This window comes from Waterburya sp. (assembly GCF_058530065.1).
In genome coordinates, this window is record NZ_JBZNBU010000121.1 from 1 (window position 1) to 18,578 (window position 18,578).

At 38.8% G+C, this 18,578-nt stretch carries 19 protein-coding genes and 1 pseudogene; 9 read left to right on the top strand and 11 right to left on the bottom strand.

Annotated elements, in window-relative coordinates; all coding sequences use genetic code 11:
- Positions 1–383: 383 nt before the first annotated feature.
- The 3 genes from AC33VI_RS07980 to AC33VI_RS07990 form a co-directional block, all read right to left on the bottom strand.
- On the bottom strand, positions 384–722 hold the full coding sequence (locus AC33VI_RS07980) for a hypothetical protein (protein WP_491781736.1): 339 nt from the start codon (positions 720–722) through the stop codon (positions 384–386).
- 173 nt (positions 723–895) lie between these two features.
- Positions 896–2,434: an S-layer homology domain-containing protein gene (locus AC33VI_RS07985; protein ID WP_491781737.1), complete on the bottom strand. Its 1,539-nt coding sequence runs from the start codon at positions 2,432–2,434 to the stop codon at positions 896–898.
- Positions 2,435–2,493: 59 nt separating this feature from the next.
- Positions 2,494–2,751 carry a CRR7 family NDH-1 assembly protein gene (locus AC33VI_RS07990; RefSeq protein ID WP_491781738.1) on the bottom strand — a complete coding sequence of 86 codons (258 nt, stop codon included), beginning with the start codon at positions 2,749–2,751 and terminating at the stop codon, positions 2,494–2,496.
- Between the two features lie 71 nt (positions 2,752–2,822).
- Here AC33VI_RS07990 and AC33VI_RS07995 point away from each other — a divergent pair, with 71 nt between their 5' ends.
- Complete coding sequence (locus AC33VI_RS07995) at positions 2,823–3,779, top strand: ribonuclease III domain-containing protein (RefSeq protein WP_491781739.1); 957 nt, start codon at positions 2,823–2,825, stop codon at positions 3,777–3,779.
- Positions 3,780–3,799: 20 nt separating this feature from the next.
- Here the strand turns inward: AC33VI_RS07995 and AC33VI_RS08000 are convergent, their stop codons facing one another.
- Genes AC33VI_RS08000 through AC33VI_RS08010 form a run of 3 tightly spaced genes read right to left on the bottom strand, consistent with a single transcriptional unit; the run spans position 3,800 to position 7,256 of the window.
- On the bottom strand, positions 3,800–4,936 hold the full coding sequence (locus tag AC33VI_RS08000) for a glycosyltransferase (protein WP_491781740.1): 1,137 nt from the start codon (positions 4,934–4,936) through the stop codon (positions 3,800–3,802).
- Positions 4,937–4,986: 50 nt separating this feature from the next.
- Positions 4,987–6,063: a glycosyltransferase gene (locus AC33VI_RS08005; protein ID WP_491781741.1), complete on the bottom strand. Its 1,077-nt coding sequence runs from the start codon at positions 6,061–6,063 to the stop codon at positions 4,987–4,989.
- Between the two features lie 23 nt (positions 6,064–6,086).
- A complete protein-coding gene (locus AC33VI_RS08010) occupies positions 6,087–7,256 on the bottom strand; it encodes a glycosyltransferase family 4 protein (protein WP_491781742.1) in 1,170 nt (389 codons plus the stop codon).
- A 1,077-nt stretch (positions 7,257–8,333) separates the two neighbouring features.
- Here AC33VI_RS08010 and AC33VI_RS08015 point away from each other — a divergent pair.
- From AC33VI_RS08015 to frr, 3 genes are all read left to right on the top strand, one after another.
- Positions 8,334–8,870: a redoxin domain-containing protein gene (locus AC33VI_RS08015; protein ID WP_491781743.1), complete on the top strand. Its 537-nt coding sequence runs from the start codon at positions 8,334–8,336 to the stop codon at positions 8,868–8,870.
- A gap of 115 nt (positions 8,871–8,985) precedes the next feature.
- Positions 8,986–9,708 carry a UMP kinase gene (pyrH, locus tag AC33VI_RS08020; RefSeq protein ID WP_491781744.1) on the top strand — a complete coding sequence of 241 codons (723 nt, stop codon included), beginning with the start codon at positions 8,986–8,988 and terminating at the stop codon, positions 9,706–9,708.
- On the top strand, positions 9,695–10,243 hold the full coding sequence (gene frr / locus AC33VI_RS08025; protein WP_491781745.1) for a ribosome recycling factor: 549 nt from the start codon (positions 9,695–9,697) through the stop codon (positions 10,241–10,243). The genes pyrH and frr overlap by 14 nt, the downstream gene beginning before the upstream one ends.
- A gap of 141 nt (positions 10,244–10,384) precedes the next feature.
- Here frr and AC33VI_RS08030 read toward each other — a convergent pair whose 3' ends face one another.
- The 3 genes from AC33VI_RS08030 to purS all read right to left on the bottom strand — a co-directional run bounded on the left by AC33VI_RS08030 (position 10,385) and on the right by purS (position 12,353).
- The gene (locus tag AC33VI_RS08030; protein ID WP_491781746.1) at positions 10,385–11,284 is read right to left on the bottom strand and encodes a D-hexose-6-phosphate mutarotase; all 900 of its coding nucleotides are present in this window, start codon (positions 11,282–11,284) and stop codon (positions 10,385–10,387) included.
- Between the two features lie 82 nt (positions 11,285–11,366).
- Positions 11,367–12,062 carry a phosphoribosylformylglycinamidine synthase subunit PurQ gene (gene purQ, locus AC33VI_RS08035; protein ID WP_491781747.1) on the bottom strand — a complete coding sequence of 232 codons (696 nt, stop codon included), beginning with the start codon at positions 12,060–12,062 and terminating at the stop codon, positions 11,367–11,369.
- 24 nt (positions 12,063–12,086) lie between these two features.
- Positions 12,087–12,353 carry a phosphoribosylformylglycinamidine synthase subunit PurS gene (gene purS / locus AC33VI_RS08040; protein WP_491781748.1) on the bottom strand — a complete coding sequence of 89 codons (267 nt, stop codon included), beginning with the start codon at positions 12,351–12,353 and terminating at the stop codon, positions 12,087–12,089.
- 150 nt (positions 12,354–12,503) lie between these two features.
- Here purS and AC33VI_RS08045 point away from each other — a divergent pair, with 150 nt between their 5' ends.
- Positions 12,504–12,881 (top strand): Fur family transcriptional regulator, encoded by a 378-nt coding sequence (locus AC33VI_RS08045; RefSeq protein WP_491781749.1) that lies wholly within the window; start codon positions 12,504–12,506, stop codon positions 12,879–12,881.
- Between the two features lie 624 nt (positions 12,882–13,505).
- Here the strand turns inward: AC33VI_RS08045 and AC33VI_RS08050 are convergent.
- A complete protein-coding gene (locus AC33VI_RS08050; RefSeq protein WP_491781750.1) occupies positions 13,506–14,252 on the bottom strand; it encodes a ferritin-like domain-containing protein in 747 nt (248 codons plus the stop codon).
- A gap of 107 nt (positions 14,253–14,359) precedes the next feature.
- Here AC33VI_RS08050 and coaBC point away from each other — a divergent pair, with 107 nt between their 5' ends.
- From coaBC to AC33VI_RS08070, 4 genes and pseudogenes are all read left to right on the top strand, one after another.
- Complete coding sequence (coaBC, locus tag AC33VI_RS08055; RefSeq protein ID WP_491781751.1) at positions 14,360–15,598, top strand: bifunctional phosphopantothenoylcysteine decarboxylase/phosphopantothenate--cysteine ligase CoaBC; 1,239 nt, start codon at positions 14,360–14,362, stop codon at positions 15,596–15,598.
- Positions 15,599–15,624: 26 nt separating this feature from the next.
- Positions 15,625–16,323, top strand: coding sequence for a Crp/Fnr family transcriptional regulator (locus tag AC33VI_RS08060; RefSeq protein ID WP_491781752.1), 699 nt, complete (start codon positions 15,625–15,627; stop codon positions 16,321–16,323).
- A 229-nt stretch (positions 16,324–16,552) separates the two neighbouring features.
- A pseudogene (locus AC33VI_RS08065) lies at positions 16,553–17,176 on the top strand (RRXRR domain-containing protein); the annotation flags it as partial.
- A gap of 37 nt (positions 17,177–17,213) precedes the next feature.
- The gene (locus tag AC33VI_RS08070) at positions 17,214–17,381 is read left to right on the top strand and encodes a GNAT family N-acetyltransferase (RefSeq protein WP_491781754.1); all 168 of its coding nucleotides are present in this window, start codon (positions 17,214–17,216) and stop codon (positions 17,379–17,381) included.
- 51 nt (positions 17,382–17,432) lie between these two features.
- Here AC33VI_RS08070 and AC33VI_RS08075 read toward each other — a convergent pair.
- Positions 17,433–18,578: FAD-dependent oxidoreductase (locus AC33VI_RS08075; RefSeq protein WP_491781753.1), on the bottom strand; the 1,146-nt coding region annotated here is incomplete at its 5' end.

Sequence of the window (18,578 nt, forward strand, 5' to 3'; positions counted from 1 at the left end):
AAATCTCGCTTTCGATGTCAGAAAGAAATCGCTTAAGACGTTCTTGAATTTAATCCCTCTTTTATGACTATGGGGTGATAAGTAGTAAATCCATAGAAAATTGCGATCGCTTTTTCTACTGAAAAGAGTAGAGAACACAATATCTATAATTCCCAAAAAACTATCCAGTGCGATCGCTCTTTTTCTTATACCAATTCTCTATAACAATGCACTAAATAGAAAATTCTTCTTTTGTACCTTTGCGTCTCTGCCCAGAACACGAAGCTGGGCTTGCCCCGTTTGGCTCGGGGTAAACGGCTTTGCGAGAAACAAAATCCCAACAATATTAAGTGCAACTTCAAGGAGAAATGGTATTAGAGGTTAAACTAAACGAATTTATTGCATTAACTACGAGAAAATCTAGCGGAAATAGTGCGAGAAATTTCTTGACGGTAAATAAAAGCTAGAACATCCGTTACCAAACAAGTAGTACCCAAACCAAACAAAATAAAAGTTACGGGGGTAATCACGCCGATAATAAACCAGGTAGAGACATGAAGGAATAATGCGATCGCACAAATCGAACCAATTCCCATCGAACAACGTAGGTTCAACAAAGAACGATTGGTTATTACCAAGATAAAAGTAATCGTAGTGGCGATTAAATTAGCTGGGACGAGAAAAGAACAGATTGCTACGCAGTTTTGACGAGAAAATTCAAATAATGGTTGAAGATCGAGCATGAATATGATTTAAGGATTCAGATAGTATTTGTACCTATATCTATTTATCATGATAGAGGTTTAATTATTTCAGTGGGAAACCTGCCAAGATAAACGATACATCACTTAACGTAAATTCGGTTAGTTTCTCAAATTAATTGGTACAAAAGGTTGTTCGTCAAATTTACATTCACCTAACCATTTGACTCGGATTCTATTTCTGCTTCTAAAATCTCCTGGGCGGTAATCCCATCTCCCTGAAAACCAAAATACCATAGAGAAGCAGCAGCTTCAGCACGAGTCACGGGCTTTTTGGGTTGAAATAAAGTCGTAAAACCAAAGATGCGTCTGATATTAGAGCGATCGCCATTTTGGTAGTCTGCATACAATGCCCTAATTGCGGAAGAATCAATATTAGCTGTATCTTGAAAACCCCAACTTTTCTCGATCGCTTCGATCGATGCTTGAGGTAAAGCTTGACGGGTATCTAAAGGAACTTTCCAAGCAATTAAATCTTCTCTAGTTAAAGGTGCGTTGGGTCTGAATAGTAATTTTGTACTGTCTTGAGTCAGACGGGAAGGTACTAATCCTGCTTCTGCCAATCCTTGAATCGCTCCAAAGTCAGGATCGTCGGCTTGAACATCTTGAAAAGCAGGTTCGCTAGTATTGTTAGCGATGTATATTTTTTTTCCTGGATCGCCTTCATGATAGCGATTGTTAACGGCAATCAACCAGCGAGCATATTCTCCTCTAGTAATGGTGGCATTGGGGGCAAATGTACTTGTTTCGATGTTGCCATCTCTAGTATGAGGACTTAAAATACCCAAAGCAGCCACAGTTTCTAGGGATTCGTTCAATTGTTCTGGAGCATCACCTAAATCTTCAAAATCCGCCTCAGTGATAGCTACATAATCGGTGTTTAAGATACTCGCGCTATTTTCGAGCAGATTGTTATCTGTTTCTTCAGGAATTACACTAGACGATTCGGTTTCTCGATCGATCTTGCTAGATAATTGTGTTTCAGGTTTGTCCTCTTGTTTGCTTAATTGAGCTTGAGGGGAAGTTTCGGAGTCTTCAACTAGAGAATCTTCTGTGGTGAGAGGAAGATCGGATGTGGCAATATCTTTATCGACTGGCTCATAAATGACTGATAAATTGCTGCCATCTTTGCCTGTTTCGCGATCGCGCCCTGGTAAAATAGTCAAATGTAGTTTGAGATTATCTTTACTGGCGATCGCTCTAACGATTCCTGTTCGATCGTTCTGGGAGATTGGTTTAATGATTTCCCAACCGTTAGCAGTTAATTCAGCTTGATAGTAGTCGGCAATTTCTTGAGTATTTTTGGGGCTAGTCCAAGTTAACATTCCCGATGCAGAGCGAGCGTCAACCTTCACATTTTTCAAGCTGGTTTCTGGATGTAGGGGAAAATCAGCGGGAAAATCAACGGGTAGTTCTATTTTTGCCGTTTCTGTTTCTAATTCGAGATTTTCGACCCTTTCTCGATCGTTAGTTTGAGGCTCTTGAGTTACCGATTCCAATTCTTCATTTTCCGACTCGGCAACTTCAGGCGATCGAGTTGTAGTAGACGAATTCACACTCTCTTGTATTAAGTTGGGATCGGCTCTCACCATACTTTCTAAGGCAGAAGTATCTCCACAACTAGCCAACAAAGCCAACAAACTAGTAAATAGGATACCTTTAAGTATTTTGGGTTGATGTTGCTGTGATGACATAGTTATCTATAGAAATTAACAATCGTTTAATTTTAGATCGATAAGAGTTTAAATAACCGTTACTTTTCTAAACGTACGACATACCATTGTAAATATTTATCCGCTCCTATATCCAATTCAAAGTAATTTTCTAATAAATGTTCCGCTTGTAATTCTACCGTTTCAAACTGCTCTAATTCCCTAGGAATAACTACTTCATCCAATAGTAAAAGATTAACCAGCTTATCTCGCAAATCGTCAGCCGTCATAAATTGTTCTTCGCGATCGCTTTCGAGGACAACATAACCATCCTCTTGGTACATGATAGGGTCTGCCATACTCGTAATTAGAAAAGATTAGAATTTTTCTTTATGATTGACTAATTGACAGATTAGCATAGCTACCATCCATGAACGATCTTTGGAATCCAGCCCAAATCGAAAAAAAAATTAGTCTCAACTTCAAACACGATTCTACTCTCAGATTGGCATTGATTCATGCTTCCTATGCCAAGTTAATTGAAGAGCCAGAGATTAATAATCAGCGTTTAGAATATCTTGGAGAGAGCATCCTTAATTTAGCCATTACTGATTATATTTTCGTTAATTTTTCTCATTTTCAAGTGGGTAAACTTAAAGCCTTACGAGAAAAACTAATGGATACAGAAAGATTGACTAAGCTTTGGTATGACTTAGACTTAGGGGAAAATTATCCATTTTTAGCCTTAAAAGAAGAGCGACATCGCTTGCGGGTTAAGCATCGCAATCCTTTCGAGCAAGCATTTAAAGCTATGGTAGGAGCTATTTACATCGATCGCGGTTTTTCTCAAACGCGAAATTGGCTGCAAAAACATTTAATCGTTCCTCTGTTAAAAAAATATCTCAAACCAGAATTAGAACATAGTCCTTCAGCCAAACAAATCGAGTTTTTGGGAGATGCTTTATTAGAAGGAATAATAGTAGATTATTTATATCGTCATATTCTTTATGCTAGTCCCAAAACTTTAAAAACTTTAGCCAGAAAATTAGGCTCGAAAGAAAGTCAAACCAGTTATGTCAAACAAATTTCTGAGGTGGCTTGGTCGGAAATTATCGCCGCAGAAAATAAACCCAAATCTTGCAAGACCTTACTGACAAAAATATATCTGCAATTAGAATCAAACAATAGTAAAAGTAGTTTTCCTCAAACCGCTAGCTTTTTACAATCAAACTGTTTTGATGATGATGAAATCATGGAACAGGCAATTAATTTACTTTTAAAAGATGGCAAGCCTCAAAAGTGGATTATTAGTAATGTTATGGGCTATCCCAGTAAAAAATATAATGAAGGAAGAGATAAATTCAACGAGTTATTAAACCGCGTTTAAATAAATATTATCTCATCAAATTAGCTAGCCGAAACCATAAAATGGCGATCGCGTTGCAAGATAGTTTGTAAAATTGCTTTGTTATAGAGTAGAGCTATTTCTTGCCAGTTAAAACGCAAGGCATTAATTTGTGGTTGTTGTTTGAGCCAATGCCTGTCTAAAGCTGCTTGCAAAGATTCAACATAAATATCGATATCGGTTACGTTACAAGTAATGCCAGCATCTTTAATTAGATAGCGACGTACCGAATCATCTGTCGCCACCACTGGTAAACCACAAGCCATCGCTTCCAAATAAGCTAAACCGCGAAAAGCTTCACGAGAAGGCAAAGTAAAAACATCAGCACTGCGATAAACTTGGGGCATTTGAGGGTAAGGAAAAGTTTTAATCTGAAAGCGATTAGATCCTAAAAGACGATCGCCCAATGTTTGAATATAATCGCGATCGCTCCCTCTACCGCAGACTAGCAAACTCGCCTCTGGCAAACGAGCTACTGCTTTAATAGCTAATTCAATTCGAGAGTTACCATATCTGGTTAGGGGGGCAACACAAAGAATAGTCGGTTTGGGCAAACCCGTAACAATCGCTTTACCTACAGGAGAAAATTCTTCTGAATTAACACCATGAGGAATGATATTGACTAATTGATGAGGAGCAAAATGCTTAACGTAGCGAGCTACTGCGGGATTGGGTACGATAGTGCGATCGGGCTTGAAGGTTAAATGTTGTCGCAGATCTTCGCTTTGTTGGGAAAGGCTAGTATGTTCTGTAAATAAGATAGGCGTACCTCGAATTCCTCGAACGCAACTAGCTACCAACAATCCTCCATAACCGTTGTGGGGAAAAATTAGATCTGCTGGATGTTGTAGTAGATAAATAATACTGGGGAGAAAACTAGTTAAATGTTCGATCGCAATTTCAGGTTCTCGAAACCATCTGTGTAACAAGCGATCGAGTAAAGGATAACATTGCCAGTTAACTACTTCGCTGCGAGTCATCGATTTAATCGGCTGACTAAAAGAACCACAATCAGCACCGCTAAGTAATTCTACTTCAAAATAATTATCCAAATGACGAGCCAGTTCGAGCGCAAAATTTTCTGAATTTCCCTGCCAATTTATTCCCGCACTGGGATGAATCATGACAATTTTATACATTTTTCTCCTTTACATACAGACTTGAGAAGTGAAGTATTATTCACTACCTACTACCCTTCATCTCTCATTCTTCTCAAAACCCTGCCCGTTTCTTGTTCTTTGTTTTCTTCCTGCAACATTAAATGCAATAGCAAGTGAGCAAATTCTTGAAATTTGTTTCCTATTCTTTGTCGCCAACTAGAGATTTTTTTCATTGAAGAATCTAAATCAACATAGCGTTCTCTCCCCAGACAATGGAGAAGAGTTGCAGCAAAACTAATCTGAATAAATTCTCTGGAAAAACCAATTCTGGGACAATGTTCTAAAGCTTGACGACAATAGTGATCGACTATAACGGGATCGGGAGATCGATCGTGCAATACTTGCCAAGCTAAATTCAAACTGGCATAACCATAGCTACAATCTTTAAGATCTAAAAGATTTCCCGAAACATTTTGATAGGCTTTTTCAATAGTTGCTTGCAAATCCTTTTCTCTAGTCAACCAACTTTCTCGGATTTGATTTCTTGGTTGACGGTAATAAACTAAGGATTCGGAAATCTTACTAAATTCGTAACAATGGCTCAAACGTATCCACATATCCCAGTCAAAACCAGTTTTTAGTCGAGGATCGAATACACCCACTTTCTCCAAACAATTTCGACGAATGACTACTGTAGAATAACCAATTTGATTGCGCCGTAAAATTTCTGACTCTACCCATCCTGAAAGTTGGCATTTGAGTATTTTGCCCCTAGATTTACCCCCCTTGCCAATCTGAGTCAGCCAAGAGTGAATTAAACCGAGGTAAGGATAATGTTCTAGATAAAATAGTTGTTTTTCTAGCTTTTGGGGATGCCAAAGATCTCCAGCGTTCAATAAAGCAATATATTCTCCTTTAGTTTCTGCAATACCCAGATTTAAGATTTCCGTGGAGTTTAAATCTTCTCTCTGAAACGTTTTTAGGGAATGATCTTGCTGCCTTTCATACCATTCCTCTTGTCGATCTGATGGATTGCCATCATAACAAATACATATTTCAAAATTTGGGAAACTCTGTTGTTTGACACTATCGATCGTTTCTAATAAATATTGACTGTCACGATTGGCTGAAATGATAACGGAAACTGTGGGCGATTTGATAGACATGAAAACAGTCTTGATAAGTAGTTTTAAAGGTTGTGAGGTATTGATTGAGAGTAGACTGAAGCAGTCATTTTGAGATATAAAGACAAATTACCGTAAGTCACTCGATCCCAATTGTGATTGATAGCTACGTAATTTTGAGCTTTTTGTGCCATATTCATCAAAACAGTAGGTTCGGATAGTGCATACTGCAATTTTTGTCCGAGAGCATCTAATTTTCCTGATTCAAACAATAAACCGCGATCGCGATCGAGCAACTCTCGGTGGATGGGATTATCGCTAGCTAGCACGGATACTTTGGCTCGCATTGCTTCTAATACTGTCAGAGGCAATCCCAAATCCAAACAATTTCCTGGAACTATGAGTAAACCAGCATTAGTAATTATTTCTACTAAATTCTGTCCGCGAATTTCATTGGTAAAAATAATATTTTGATTTTTTTTTGCCAAGCTTAGTAACTCCAGGGCATATTGCAAAGAATCGCCAATTCCCCCTACCAAAACTAGTTTCCAGCCAAATGGTTCGAGTTTTTGGAACGCCTGAATTGCTAGATCGGGGCGATTTTCGGGAGTCAGAGAACCCAAACAAAGAATATAGCGTTTGGCTTTTAATCCTAGAGTTTTACCATAGTTAAATGAATCTATTGGTTGATAAGTGCTTGGTGCATTGGGAATATGGCGGGGACAAATATTGTATTTATGCTGAAAATATTCTGCCAATTGTTTCGATGTCACTACTATCTCATCGGCATTTTTAACTGCCGTTCTTTCGATCCAGGATGAGATCCAGCGAAACATCTTCTGCCATTTGAGACGATTAAGATCTACATGATCTAATTTATGGGCGGTAACGACTATTTTGGAGCTAGAAAACAACTGAGCAAACCAAGCAAACCATGCTGCCTTTATCCCTTGAATGTGAATTACATCATAATTCCCCAAACTCGCCCAAATAGTACCGAGAGCAGAATTAAGAAAAAAACTGATATGTTTGCGGCGTAAGGAAGCTAAAGCAATTAATCGGACATTGTAATAGTAGTCCACAGAAAACCAAGGATGACGGCTTGCTCGGGGTTGGACGAACAAATCTACTTGATGTCCTCTGGCAGCAATACGAGGATAAAATTCTTGACAATAACGTTCGATTTCTCCCCGATTGGCAGGGATTTCTCTAACGCCAATAACGGCAATTTTCATTATAGGTAGGTGGGTAAAATTAATTAGAAGATGACTATTTAGGGGCGTAGGAGAGTAGAAGGATATAGCTCTAATCAATAGGAAATCGATCGCGATCGAGAAGCAAGTATAAAATGCTACTTGTATTTCTTGGAGGTTTTTGAATTAATAAAGCACAATTAAAAATCTTGGTTTTTATTAATAGTAGAGCGTCGAATAATTGATAAGCTGTATTGTCCTAGTCTCAAAAGATACCTAAAAAGGTAATTCGCATCTATACTGTTACTTACATTACTAATGGGCTACTTTTTCTACCAATAATTAATTGGTTCGATCTAAATAATTGATTTCAGTAAGTAGTAGAAAAATATATCTCATAAGTGAAGTTAAATAACAATTAATCCATTCATTAGTTTCAGTAAAAAAGTTATTTAGCTAAGAGTTATACTACTTAAATTTTTAGAAAAATATACGCTGCTGGTAAGTTCTATAATTTAGATCTTAGAAGACAAAAAATCTTGGCTAAAAGCATCTTGAGATTTTATTCTGATACTAGTCACCAATATTTTTGGGCGATACAACTTTGACAAACTAGGGGGACAATATTACAACTGTCATAGCTTTTGTTCGTCAATAATTGATTATTTTTGTATGCAGATATATTGACATAGTTCCAGAATTTTAATGTAGCATTGAAGGGGGATTTATACATAAGATTCACCATAAGATAAAAACCAAAATGAACAATAAAAAATATGCTAGGACAATTTTAAAACCGTCTACATAACTATTGGCAACAATCAATTAAGTAGAAATATTTACGAGAAAATACTGAGGTTGTTTTCAAGCACAATAATAATCACTCAAAATATAATTGGCAATAGAAAAAATCTAAATTGGTAGTAATTTAGATCGGTAAAAACACGCAATCCTTATCTAAAGGTATTTTGAGGAAAATAATTATTTTTGCCATCTCTGCTGTAGTGAAGCAAGACTAGCGATCGCCAAAAAATCGCACAAAATTACAATTAAAATAGAAAGTTGGTAAAATTGGGTGTTTGCAGCTAGTAAAAACCCTTGTTATTGGAAAAAGTATTTATGAATACTATTGGTAACTACGCTCCCGATTTTGAAATCCCTGGTATCGATAAAGAAGTTTATCATCTGGGTAGCCATCGCCAAAAATACAAAGCGATCGCTGTAGTTTTTATGGGTAATGTTAGCTATACTGTAGATCTGTATATCGAACGCCTCAAACAAATCCAAACTGATTTTAGCGATCGAGACTTTACTATTATGGCGATAGATTCCAATCATCGCAGCGAACCAATTGCTGAAAGTATGGAGATCATGAGAAAATATGCCCGAGATAATGAATTAAATTTTCCTTATTTGCGCGATCCTACCCAAGATGTAGCTAAATCTTTCAAAGCTAAAGTAATTCCTACTGTTTATCTACTCGATAGGGATGCAGTAATTCGCTATCAAGGTGCGATCGACGACTGTGCCGAGTCTGTAAAAAAAGTGCAACAGCATTATCTAAGAGATAGTATTGCAGCAGTGCTTGAAGATCGACAAGTTGCAAAAGACTATGTAGAGCCAGTGGGCGAAGAAATTAAATGGCGTGCCAAATAAAACCATAAACTCATCAAAGCCGAACCCTCAATCTCAAATTAATGACAAAGTGCAGAAAGCTGCTATGTTATGGGGAGTCAAATAAAAAGAAAGATCGAGGCTTACTTTTTTAGGAATGAGTTACCAGAGGATTTTATTAAAGCTAAGTGGCGAAGCATTGATGGGCAATCTGGGCTATGGTATCGATCCTGCCATAGTCGCTAAAATTGCTCAAGAAGTAGCCGATGTAGTTAAAAGTGGCGTACAGGTGGCGATTGTCGTCGGTGCGGGTAATATTTTTCGCGGAATTAAAGCTTCGGCTGCGGGAATGGATCGGGCTACAGCCGATTATATTGGCATGATTGCAACAGTAATGAACGCTATGACCTTGCAAGATGCTTTAGAAGGAATTGGCATCTCCAACCGACTTCAGACAGCGATTTCGATGCAGAAAGTAGCCGAACCTTATATTCGTCGTCGCGCTATTCGTCATTTAGAAAAAGGTCGAGTAGTTATTTTTGGTGCTGGTTCGGGAAACCCATTTTTTACTACCGATACCACTGCTGCATTGCGGGCTGCGGAGATTGATGCAGAAATCATTTTTAAAGCCACCAAAGTAGATGGAATATACGATTCCGATCCTAAAAACAATCCCGATGCTCATCGCTATCAGAGTTTAACCTACAATCACGTCTTAACTAATGAGTTAAGAGTTATGGACAGTACTGCTATCGCTTTATGCAAAGAAAATGATATTCCTATATTAGTATTCGATCTTTCCGTTAGCGGTAATATTATGCGTGCTACTAAAGGCGAAACTGTTGGCACTATTGTAGGAGGAAACTGTGAAGTTATCTGAAGTAAAAGAACGTATGCAGAAGACTGTTGAGGCGACTCAAAGATCTTTTAACACTATTCGTACGGGAAGGGCTAGCACTTCTTTGTTAGATCGGGTGATGGTAGATTACTATGGCGCGGAGACTCCGTTGAAGTCTCTAGCTAATCTCAGCACTCCCGATGCGACGACGATTATGATTCAGCCTTACGATAAAGGCAGTATGGGGCAAATTGAAAAGGCAATTTCCATGTCGGATATTGGTCTGACTCCCAATAACGATGGGGATATTATTCGTTTGAATATTCCCCCTCTCACCAAAGAGCGTCGTAAAGAGTTGGTTAAAACTGCTGGCAAATTAGCAGAAGAAGGAAAAGTAGGGATTCGCAATATTCGTCGGGATGCGATCGAAGAAGTTCGTAAAGAAGAAAAAAATAGCGATATTTCTGAAGATGAATCGAGAGATTTACAAGATGAAATTCAAGGTGTCACCGATAGTTTTAATAAAAAAATTGAAGAGTTATTAGCTATAAAAGAAAAGGATATTATGACAGTATAAGTAACGGGTAAGGGGTAGTGGGTAGTGGGTAGTAGGTAATAAGGTAGCTACGCTATTTACGTTTGTTTATCACCCCGTCACCCATCCCCCAGTCCCGTCAAGCGGGATAATATCTCCTAGTCACCCCATTACGATGCAAGGCTATTTAATTGAATAGTTGGCAGTGAGATTAAAATCATCTCCTGGGGCAATTTCAATTACTTCATTAGCAGCATTGGCGGTTTCTACACAAACAAATTTTTGATAGTCTAAATCGCCCAAGTCTGCCATTTTTGATGAGATTTCGGCAGCGGGATTCCAAACAATTGCCGTATTGCTATTAGCAGAAGTTACCTTAATTTCTCTGACTAAAGCACTATCTTCAATAACTATTTGGGCGGGTACGTCGAGATAAATGCGATCGCATTCTGAATTGAAAGTAACCGCCCCCGTTTGGGTTTTGTTCTTACCCCCATCTACTTTATCAAGATAAGAAAGATCTTCTAAATTCAAAACTTTGACTTGATTGATATCGCCAATTCTAAAATAGGTATGCAAAGCTTGGGTAATAGTAAAAGCTTTATCTCCTGTGTTGCAAGTAGTTAGCTCAATGGTTAAGGAACTTCCGATGGTGATGGCAATAGTCAAATCGAAAGAGTAGTCCCAAATTGCTCTAGTTTCAGGGGTGTCAGTCAATCCCAACACCACATCTGTAGAACCATCTTGAGAACTAACTATTTCTTTCACATCCCACAGGCTATTACGGGCAAAACCATGATTGGGACGACCTTTGGCTTCGGGATCTGCACCAAACCAAGGCCAACAGATAGGTACGCCTCCCCTGATTGCTTTACCTGCTTGATAGATTGCTAGGTCGCTCAGAAAGATTATATCTTCAGCTTGACCTCGTGGCTGGAAGGATAATATCTGCCCTCCATAAAGAGAAACGATCGCCTTAGCATATTCGTTATTAACTTCTATTAAAGGAAAATCACCTTTTCCTTCGACAAATTTGACTTTGTTGCCAATGCCGTAGTCTACATTTAATTGCCTGATATCCATTATTTATAACTGACTGTAAATGTTAAATCTTCTTCATTGTTAGCGAATTTCTGCAATAAACCCTTAAAAGAACCAGATTTTATTAAGCAGCAGCCAAAATATTTAGCAATCCTTGGAACATCGACAATCCATCAGTGTTGCCGATATTTTTGTCCGCAGCCCTCTCTGGGTGGGGCATCAAACCCAAAATATTGCCCTGCTGATTGATAATTCCTGCAATGTTATTCAACGAACCATTAGGGTTGTTTTCGGCGTTGATTTCTCCCGAAGGACTACAGTAGCGGAATAATACTCGATTGTTGTCTTCAATCGCTTTAATGGTGTCCTCATCGGCATAATAACAGCCTTCACCGTGAGCAATGGGTAAAGTAATTACTGACTGAGAAACGTAGTTTTGAGTCCAAATTAAATCGTTACGCTCTACTTTAAGGGGAACGCGATCGCAAATAAAATGCAAGCCACGATTGCGAATTAATGCCCCTGGCAACAAACCCACTTCCGTCAACACTTGAAACCCATTACAAATGCCTAGAACATATTTACCTTGCTGGGCGTGTTCGATGATGCTATTCATTACAGGGGAAAATTGCGCGATCGCGCCACAACGGAGATAATCGCCGTAACTAAATCCCCCAGGAATGACTATGACATCTAAGTCGGCAATATCTGTTTCCTGATGCCACACCATACGAGTAGGCGCATCTAAAATTCCTTGGGTAACGGTAGAAATATCGCGATCGCAATTTGAACCAGGAAAAACAATAACCCCAAATTTCATTTTTTCTCTTCCTAAAATAAATAATTACACCGCAGCTAATTCGGTTAGTTCAAAGCAGTAGTTTTCAATTACTGTATTTGCGAGCAGGCGATCGCACATTTCATCTAAATGCTGTTTGGCTTCTGATTCGTTCGCTGCTGTTAGTTTAAGTTCGATATATTTACCGATTCTCACGGATTCTACTTCTGTGTAACCCATCTCCTTGAGTCCAGATTCTACCGCCGTACCTGCTGGATCGAGTACTGAAGAACGAAGGGTAACATATATACGAGCGTGATATTTAGTAGCCATAAAATTACTGTAGATGATTTAGCAACTAGCAGACTAATTTTAAATGTTTCAGGTTCAATGTTCAACGCTCGCTCGCTCGCCGATCGTCAGAAGCTTAAGGAAGAATCAAGTAAAATGTATTTTAGATTCGATAATAGTCGATAAAAATATATGAAAGCCCAACGCACCCGTTCTCAAGAGCGAATTTTAAAAGTTCTTAAAAGTTTAAACCGTTCTATATCCGCTCAAGATCTTTATATTGAACTGCGAAATCTCAAGCAAAATACGGGGTTGGCAACAGTTTATCGTTCTTTGGAAGCTTTAAAATTACAGGGAGAAGTGCAGGTTAGAACTCTAGCAAATGGCGAATCTGTTTACAGTTCCCTCAAAAGCGATCGTCACCATCTTACCTGTGTTAATTGTGGTATTTCTTTACCCATCGATGAATGTCCCGTTCACGATCTGGAAAAGCAGCTAGAAAAGTCTCATACTTTTAAGGTTTACTATCACACTCTTGAGTTTTTCGGTTTATGTCAAAAGTGTAGTTGATCGATAAAGTGTCAAAATTATCGGACTAAAATAAATAATTGCTAAGTTACGAATTATTAATAACTACTGTTGAGAATGTCCGAACGAGTTTACTTGCTTATACAACTTGATGTATACTTCTACTAAATTTGGATGATATTATGAGAATTGTTGAAAATTTTTCTATCTTAGCAGCCTAAGTCATCTATAAATTACGATATTTCAAGTATTAGAGCGATCGCATCAATTAGAAGCTACCGCCACTTTACATAGTTTAATACTTTTTATTGACTATGTATCCTTACCTATTGACAAGTTATTTTGGCTCTTCAAGAAATCAATAAATTCTAGAAAAGTAATGAATGATGAGCATCTTTTTATTTATGAATATTTATTTATGAATATATTGGTTCTCCAGAAATCAAAAAATCAGTTACCAATTTTCCTGTAGGAACATAAATAAAATCAACAGAAATACTAGCTCAATGGAGCGATCGCACTCAACAAAAACCAAATTTTCGGGGTGCGATCAAAGCTACTTTTATAATCGATCTAATGGGATATAGCCGTACAAGATTGTATTAGGACAAGTTAAGTTATTAGCTCTTAGGTAGTAGGTAGCAGGTAAAGCAAGATTAAATAATGTCAAGACACTTCAACCAATTTAATTTCTTCTCTCTCGATTTCCTGGGGAGAGCCATCTTTAACTAAATTGCGGGAATCACCCCCATGAGAGATGGTATCGCTGATGGATGCAAACATAGCATCTATTTTACGCTTGCGCCATTCTGCTATTAAAGCGTCTACTGCTGGTTGAGACAGCCTTCTTTGCATTGCTTCGTAGAGATAGGCAGCGTGCCTGGTTTCGTCTTTTGCTACGCTATCAATGCCTTGTTGTAGTTTGCGGCTTTCTCGTTCGTTTTCTGGTAAAGCTTTTGCCATCCTAGCGAAGTCTTTGCTCGCATCGAGTTCTAGAATATAGGTACTTGCCATAAAGACCAGCCAGTCTATCTTTTCGGCTTTGAGATCTGCTGGATCGTAGTCCCGATAGAATTTAGACAAAAAAGGGCTAGATTTATTTGATTGAGATTGCTTTTGTCTTTCTTCGACAGTCATTACCTCTTTACCCAGTTGTTTTAAACCGCGAGCGAAGATTTGACCGTGACGTTTTTCGTCTGCTGCATGGGTAGTTAATTTTTCTGCCAGCCAGAGATCCCCTTCTGCCTTTGCTCTGTCGGCTAACTTGGTTAAAAATGGTACTGCTCCAGATTCGGCTAATTGAAACCCAGCTAAAATATTCGGACGAGTTTGAGGATCGCGCAATCTACTGGCTAAAATATAAGCGGTTGCTCCCGAACCAACTGTATTGAGAATACTATCGAATAAACTCATGAAAATTTTATAATTGCCTGTGGCTAATTGGTTAGTTTTATTTTAATTAATTCTGCTATTCTCGTGGTTGTTGCTAGCTACGCGGTAGTTTGGGGAAAAGATAACAAATGAGGGATTGGGATTTTCAACCACCACCAGAATCGAAATTGGGCGATCGCGATCTTGCCTTAGAATCAACTCATTTAAAACACAAGCGTATTGCTTTGTTAGTTACAGGAAGTATTGCAGCCATGAAAGCTCCCTTAATTGCCCGTACTCTTCGCCGTCAGGGTGCGGAAGTGGTGGCTTTTGCCTCTCCAGAGGCTTTGAGATATACCACCATTGATGCTTTGGAATGGAGTACGACGAATAAGGTAGTTACTAAATTGACTGCTAATGCGGAACATCTGAGCGATCGCAATCCCTTTGCTGCCTATGTTGTTGCTCCTGCTACCTACAATACGATTAATAAAATGAGCCTGGGTATTGCTGATGGGGTAATTACTTCTAGTTTGGGTTCGGCGCTCGGTAGAATGGAGCAGGGTAAAACGAAAATAGCGATCGCCCCTACCATGCACGGTAGCTTGCACAATTCTATCTTGACGGCATCTCTACGGCAGTTGGCTAGTCTGGGAGTAGAAATAATTCCTCCCAAAATTGCTCATGGTAAAAACAATTTACCCGATGAAAAAGCGATCGCCTTTTCGGTATGTCGTGCAGTAAGCTCTTCCAATCTTAAAGATATGCCTATTTTAGTCACGGGAGGACCTACACCAGTACCGATTGATAATATTCGTCGCCTAACCAATCGCTTTACAGGAAAATTAGGTGCTGCTATTGCCGAAGAGTTATATTTACGAGGAGCAAAAGTTAAATTGATACACGGACAAGGTAGCTTTTCTCCTCCTAGCTATCTCCCCCACCAGATTGTTACTACCTACGATGAATACTGGGAAGCAGTGATGAAGGAGTTGCAACATAACTATCGTTATGGCATTTTTTCGGCAGCGGTAGCTGACTATCAACCCACTCAAGTATTTTCGGGCAAAATTCCCAGTAATGGAGCAATATCCAAAATAGATTTAACCACTACTCAAAAAGTCATTAAGGAAGTAAAAGCTAGATTTCCTAGTTTGGGAATGGTGACTTTTAAGTACCAAGAAAATATTAGTCATGAAGAATTAATAGCAATCGCCAAACAAAGATTGCAACAAGGCTATCAAATGGTAGTAGCCAATAGAGGAGAAGAACAGCAACAGACTGGGGCGCAAGTAGCTTATTTGGTCACTACAGAACAAGAACCGATCGAGGCTGTAGGTAAGCCAGCCATTGCTCGCGCGATCGCCAATTATTTAGAACATCAATAAACTATTAATCAAAAATTTGTTATTCAATGGAAGCAACTCCAGAGCAACTAGCAGGAATTTATGTTTTGTCGGCACTAGAAACAAAATTGCTAACTAAACTTTGTTTAAATTCTAAAATAGAATCTTATCAAAATGGCGAGATTATTATTCATGAAGGCGATCGCTTTTTGTCTAAACTTTATGCAGTTGTAGAAGGGAAACTCTCAGTTCAAAAAACTTCCTTTATAGGGAAAGAAACTATTTTACGTCAATTAAATTCAGGAGAAATGTTTGCTGCTCCAGCTTTATTTGGCGATCGCATTGCCCCTGCAACGGTAGTCGCTCTTCAAGAGACAAAAATTGTAACTATTGACAAGCAAAGTTTATTACAAGCCATCCAATTAGAGCCAGACATTGCTTTGAAAATCTTGAGTTATTTTAACCAACGACTCCAAGAAATGCACCAAACTATTCACGGTTTAATCTCCGAAAAAGCAATTGTCAGACTCGTTCGTCTGATTATTTATACAGCCCAACATTATGGCTTTGAAGAAACCAAAGAGGGAATTATCCCGAATAATAAACTTCCCTATCAACAAATGGCTCGCAGCATCGGGATTACTTATGAAGAATGCGTGCGACTGATGAAAAAAGATTTGAAAGATATTATTATTTATCGTCGTGGAGGAAAGATGACTATCAAAAGTTTGCCCGATTTAGAACAAATAATCTCGCAAATAAATTGAATTTATAACTTTCAACAACCCCACCCTGCTAACGCGAGGATGGGGAATGCCTTACCCAGAAGGCTATAGCCGTTGAATAGACCGTTGAGCCTAATCCTGGTACAAATTTCCAGATGTTTCCCTAGTCTGGATTATCTTTAAAATTCCTGGGTGGAATTTCTTCTAAAAGGAGGACATCTTGGATTGGGTGGTCAAAGGGACTTTAAACTTAAACTCGGAGGATTATCTCTTGAATCGAGTACCAGTTTTAAATCCAGATGGCAGTCAAGCTATGCCATGCAAAAGCTCTAGAGCAAGGCGCATGGTTCGTGACGGCAAAGCAGTTAGTAGATTCAACAAACTTGGAATCTATTATATTCAACTAACTTTTGAGCCTTCAGGACGTAGAGTACAGACAATTTCTATCGGGCTAGATCCTGGGGCATTCTACAGTGGAATAGGCTTGATGAGTAAAAATTTTACTTTGTTTGCCGCACACCTATTTCTACCTTTTGAAACTGTCAAAAAGCGTATGGAACAGCGCAGAATGATGCGTCGTTCCAGAAGAGGTAGAAGGATTAATCGCAAGGTTGCTTTCTCTCAAAGAGCGCACAGACAAAAGCGATTCTCGAATCGAAGACAGAAAGGTGTAGCCCCAAGCATTAAATCGAACAGATTATTAGAGATTTCTGTCATTTCTAAATTAGCCAAGATCTATCCAATAAGCTCGATAGTTTACGAATATGTCAAGGCGAAAACAGCTAAAGGATGCTCTTTCTCTCCAGTCCAAGTAGGACAGAAATGGGCAATCGAGCAATTATCCAAGATTGCTCCTGTTGTAACTAAATTTGGTTGGCAAACAAGGAATTGGCGTTAAATTAGTTAAAAAAGTCGTTGAAAGACTAAATCGAATGGAGATTGATTCGATGTTAGTGTGGGTATTAGAGGATAATCCTGCTTGTCATTTTTACGAAAAGCTCGGTGGGAAAGAAATATCTGCAAAAGAGATTGAAAGGAAAGGAACTAAGTTAATTGAAATTGCCTATGGCTGGACAGATATCTCTAATCTGCACAGTTAGTAGTCCCGAATAGCAAAATAAACTTTGATTTTTTCCAGCCAATTTCAAGAATCATCCAATCGCCAAACTGGGTTTAACAATTGCTGGCACAATACGTTGACAAGCCATTTTCCCACCGCCAATGTTTCTGGCAACAGGACCAATTTGCAAAGCAGCTAAACCACCCATAATAAAAAAGTTGGACTGGGGCAGACGTAAATGTTCGTCTAGTACGGGTAAACCGTTAACTATTTCTGTGGGATAAGCCTCTAGTACCTCTTGTAATAAGGGATGCTCTGTTACATTGAATTTCGTACCTGTAGCCAACCAGATACGATTAAACTGATGCTTGCTACCATCAAGACAATGAACCTGCCAAAGATTATCTTGCCAATGTGCATTGCTAACTTGACAGCATTCATCGATCCTCACTTTGCCTTCATGAGATGCTTTTCTTAGCTGCAACGTCATTTCGGGAGTCATCGAACCGCCATTACGGGCTTGCTGTATTTGCTGGTAACGAACATTCCAATCGGTTTCGGCGTGAAAGTCCTTGAGATATTTTGGTCCTAACCAACCAGGATCGGCATCAAAAACCTTCTCTTGTAACTGTTTTCTAGTCATTAAAGTAACAGTCGCACCTAAATTTATTGCACCTTTGGCTAAATGTCCGCTAGTTAAACCACCACCGACGATTAAAATATGCTCTCCTGTTAACTTAAGTTGGTTTAAGTTTACCTGTTGAGAATGACACAATCTATCTGAGGGGTAATCAGAGGTAATTTTTTCTACCCAAGTAGGAAGCTGTACTTTACCACTTCCTGTAGCCATTACCACTCTACGGGCAACGAGCGTTTCTCCCGTATCTAAAACCAATTGAAATCGAGAACGAGAAGCACGTTTAATCGGTATAATTTGACTTACTTTGGCTGGATAAACCTTATCTGCCAACTTCCAGCGACGAATTACTTCATCACAGAAATCATTAAATAGCTTTGTTCCTGGTCTGTCATAGGGCGGAAATAACTCGTTATGTCTATTTTCCGCAAAGGTTCTTAATTGATGGGGGTTGGGATCGGGATGATGGACGGCGGGCGATCGCAAATACGGGATTTGTTGTACCTCAAATTGTTGCTGCCATTGATTCAGCCAAGTCTGACTCGGATCGAAAACTAGGAATTTATGATAGTGCTTCGCGCTTTTTTGTAACAGGTGGGT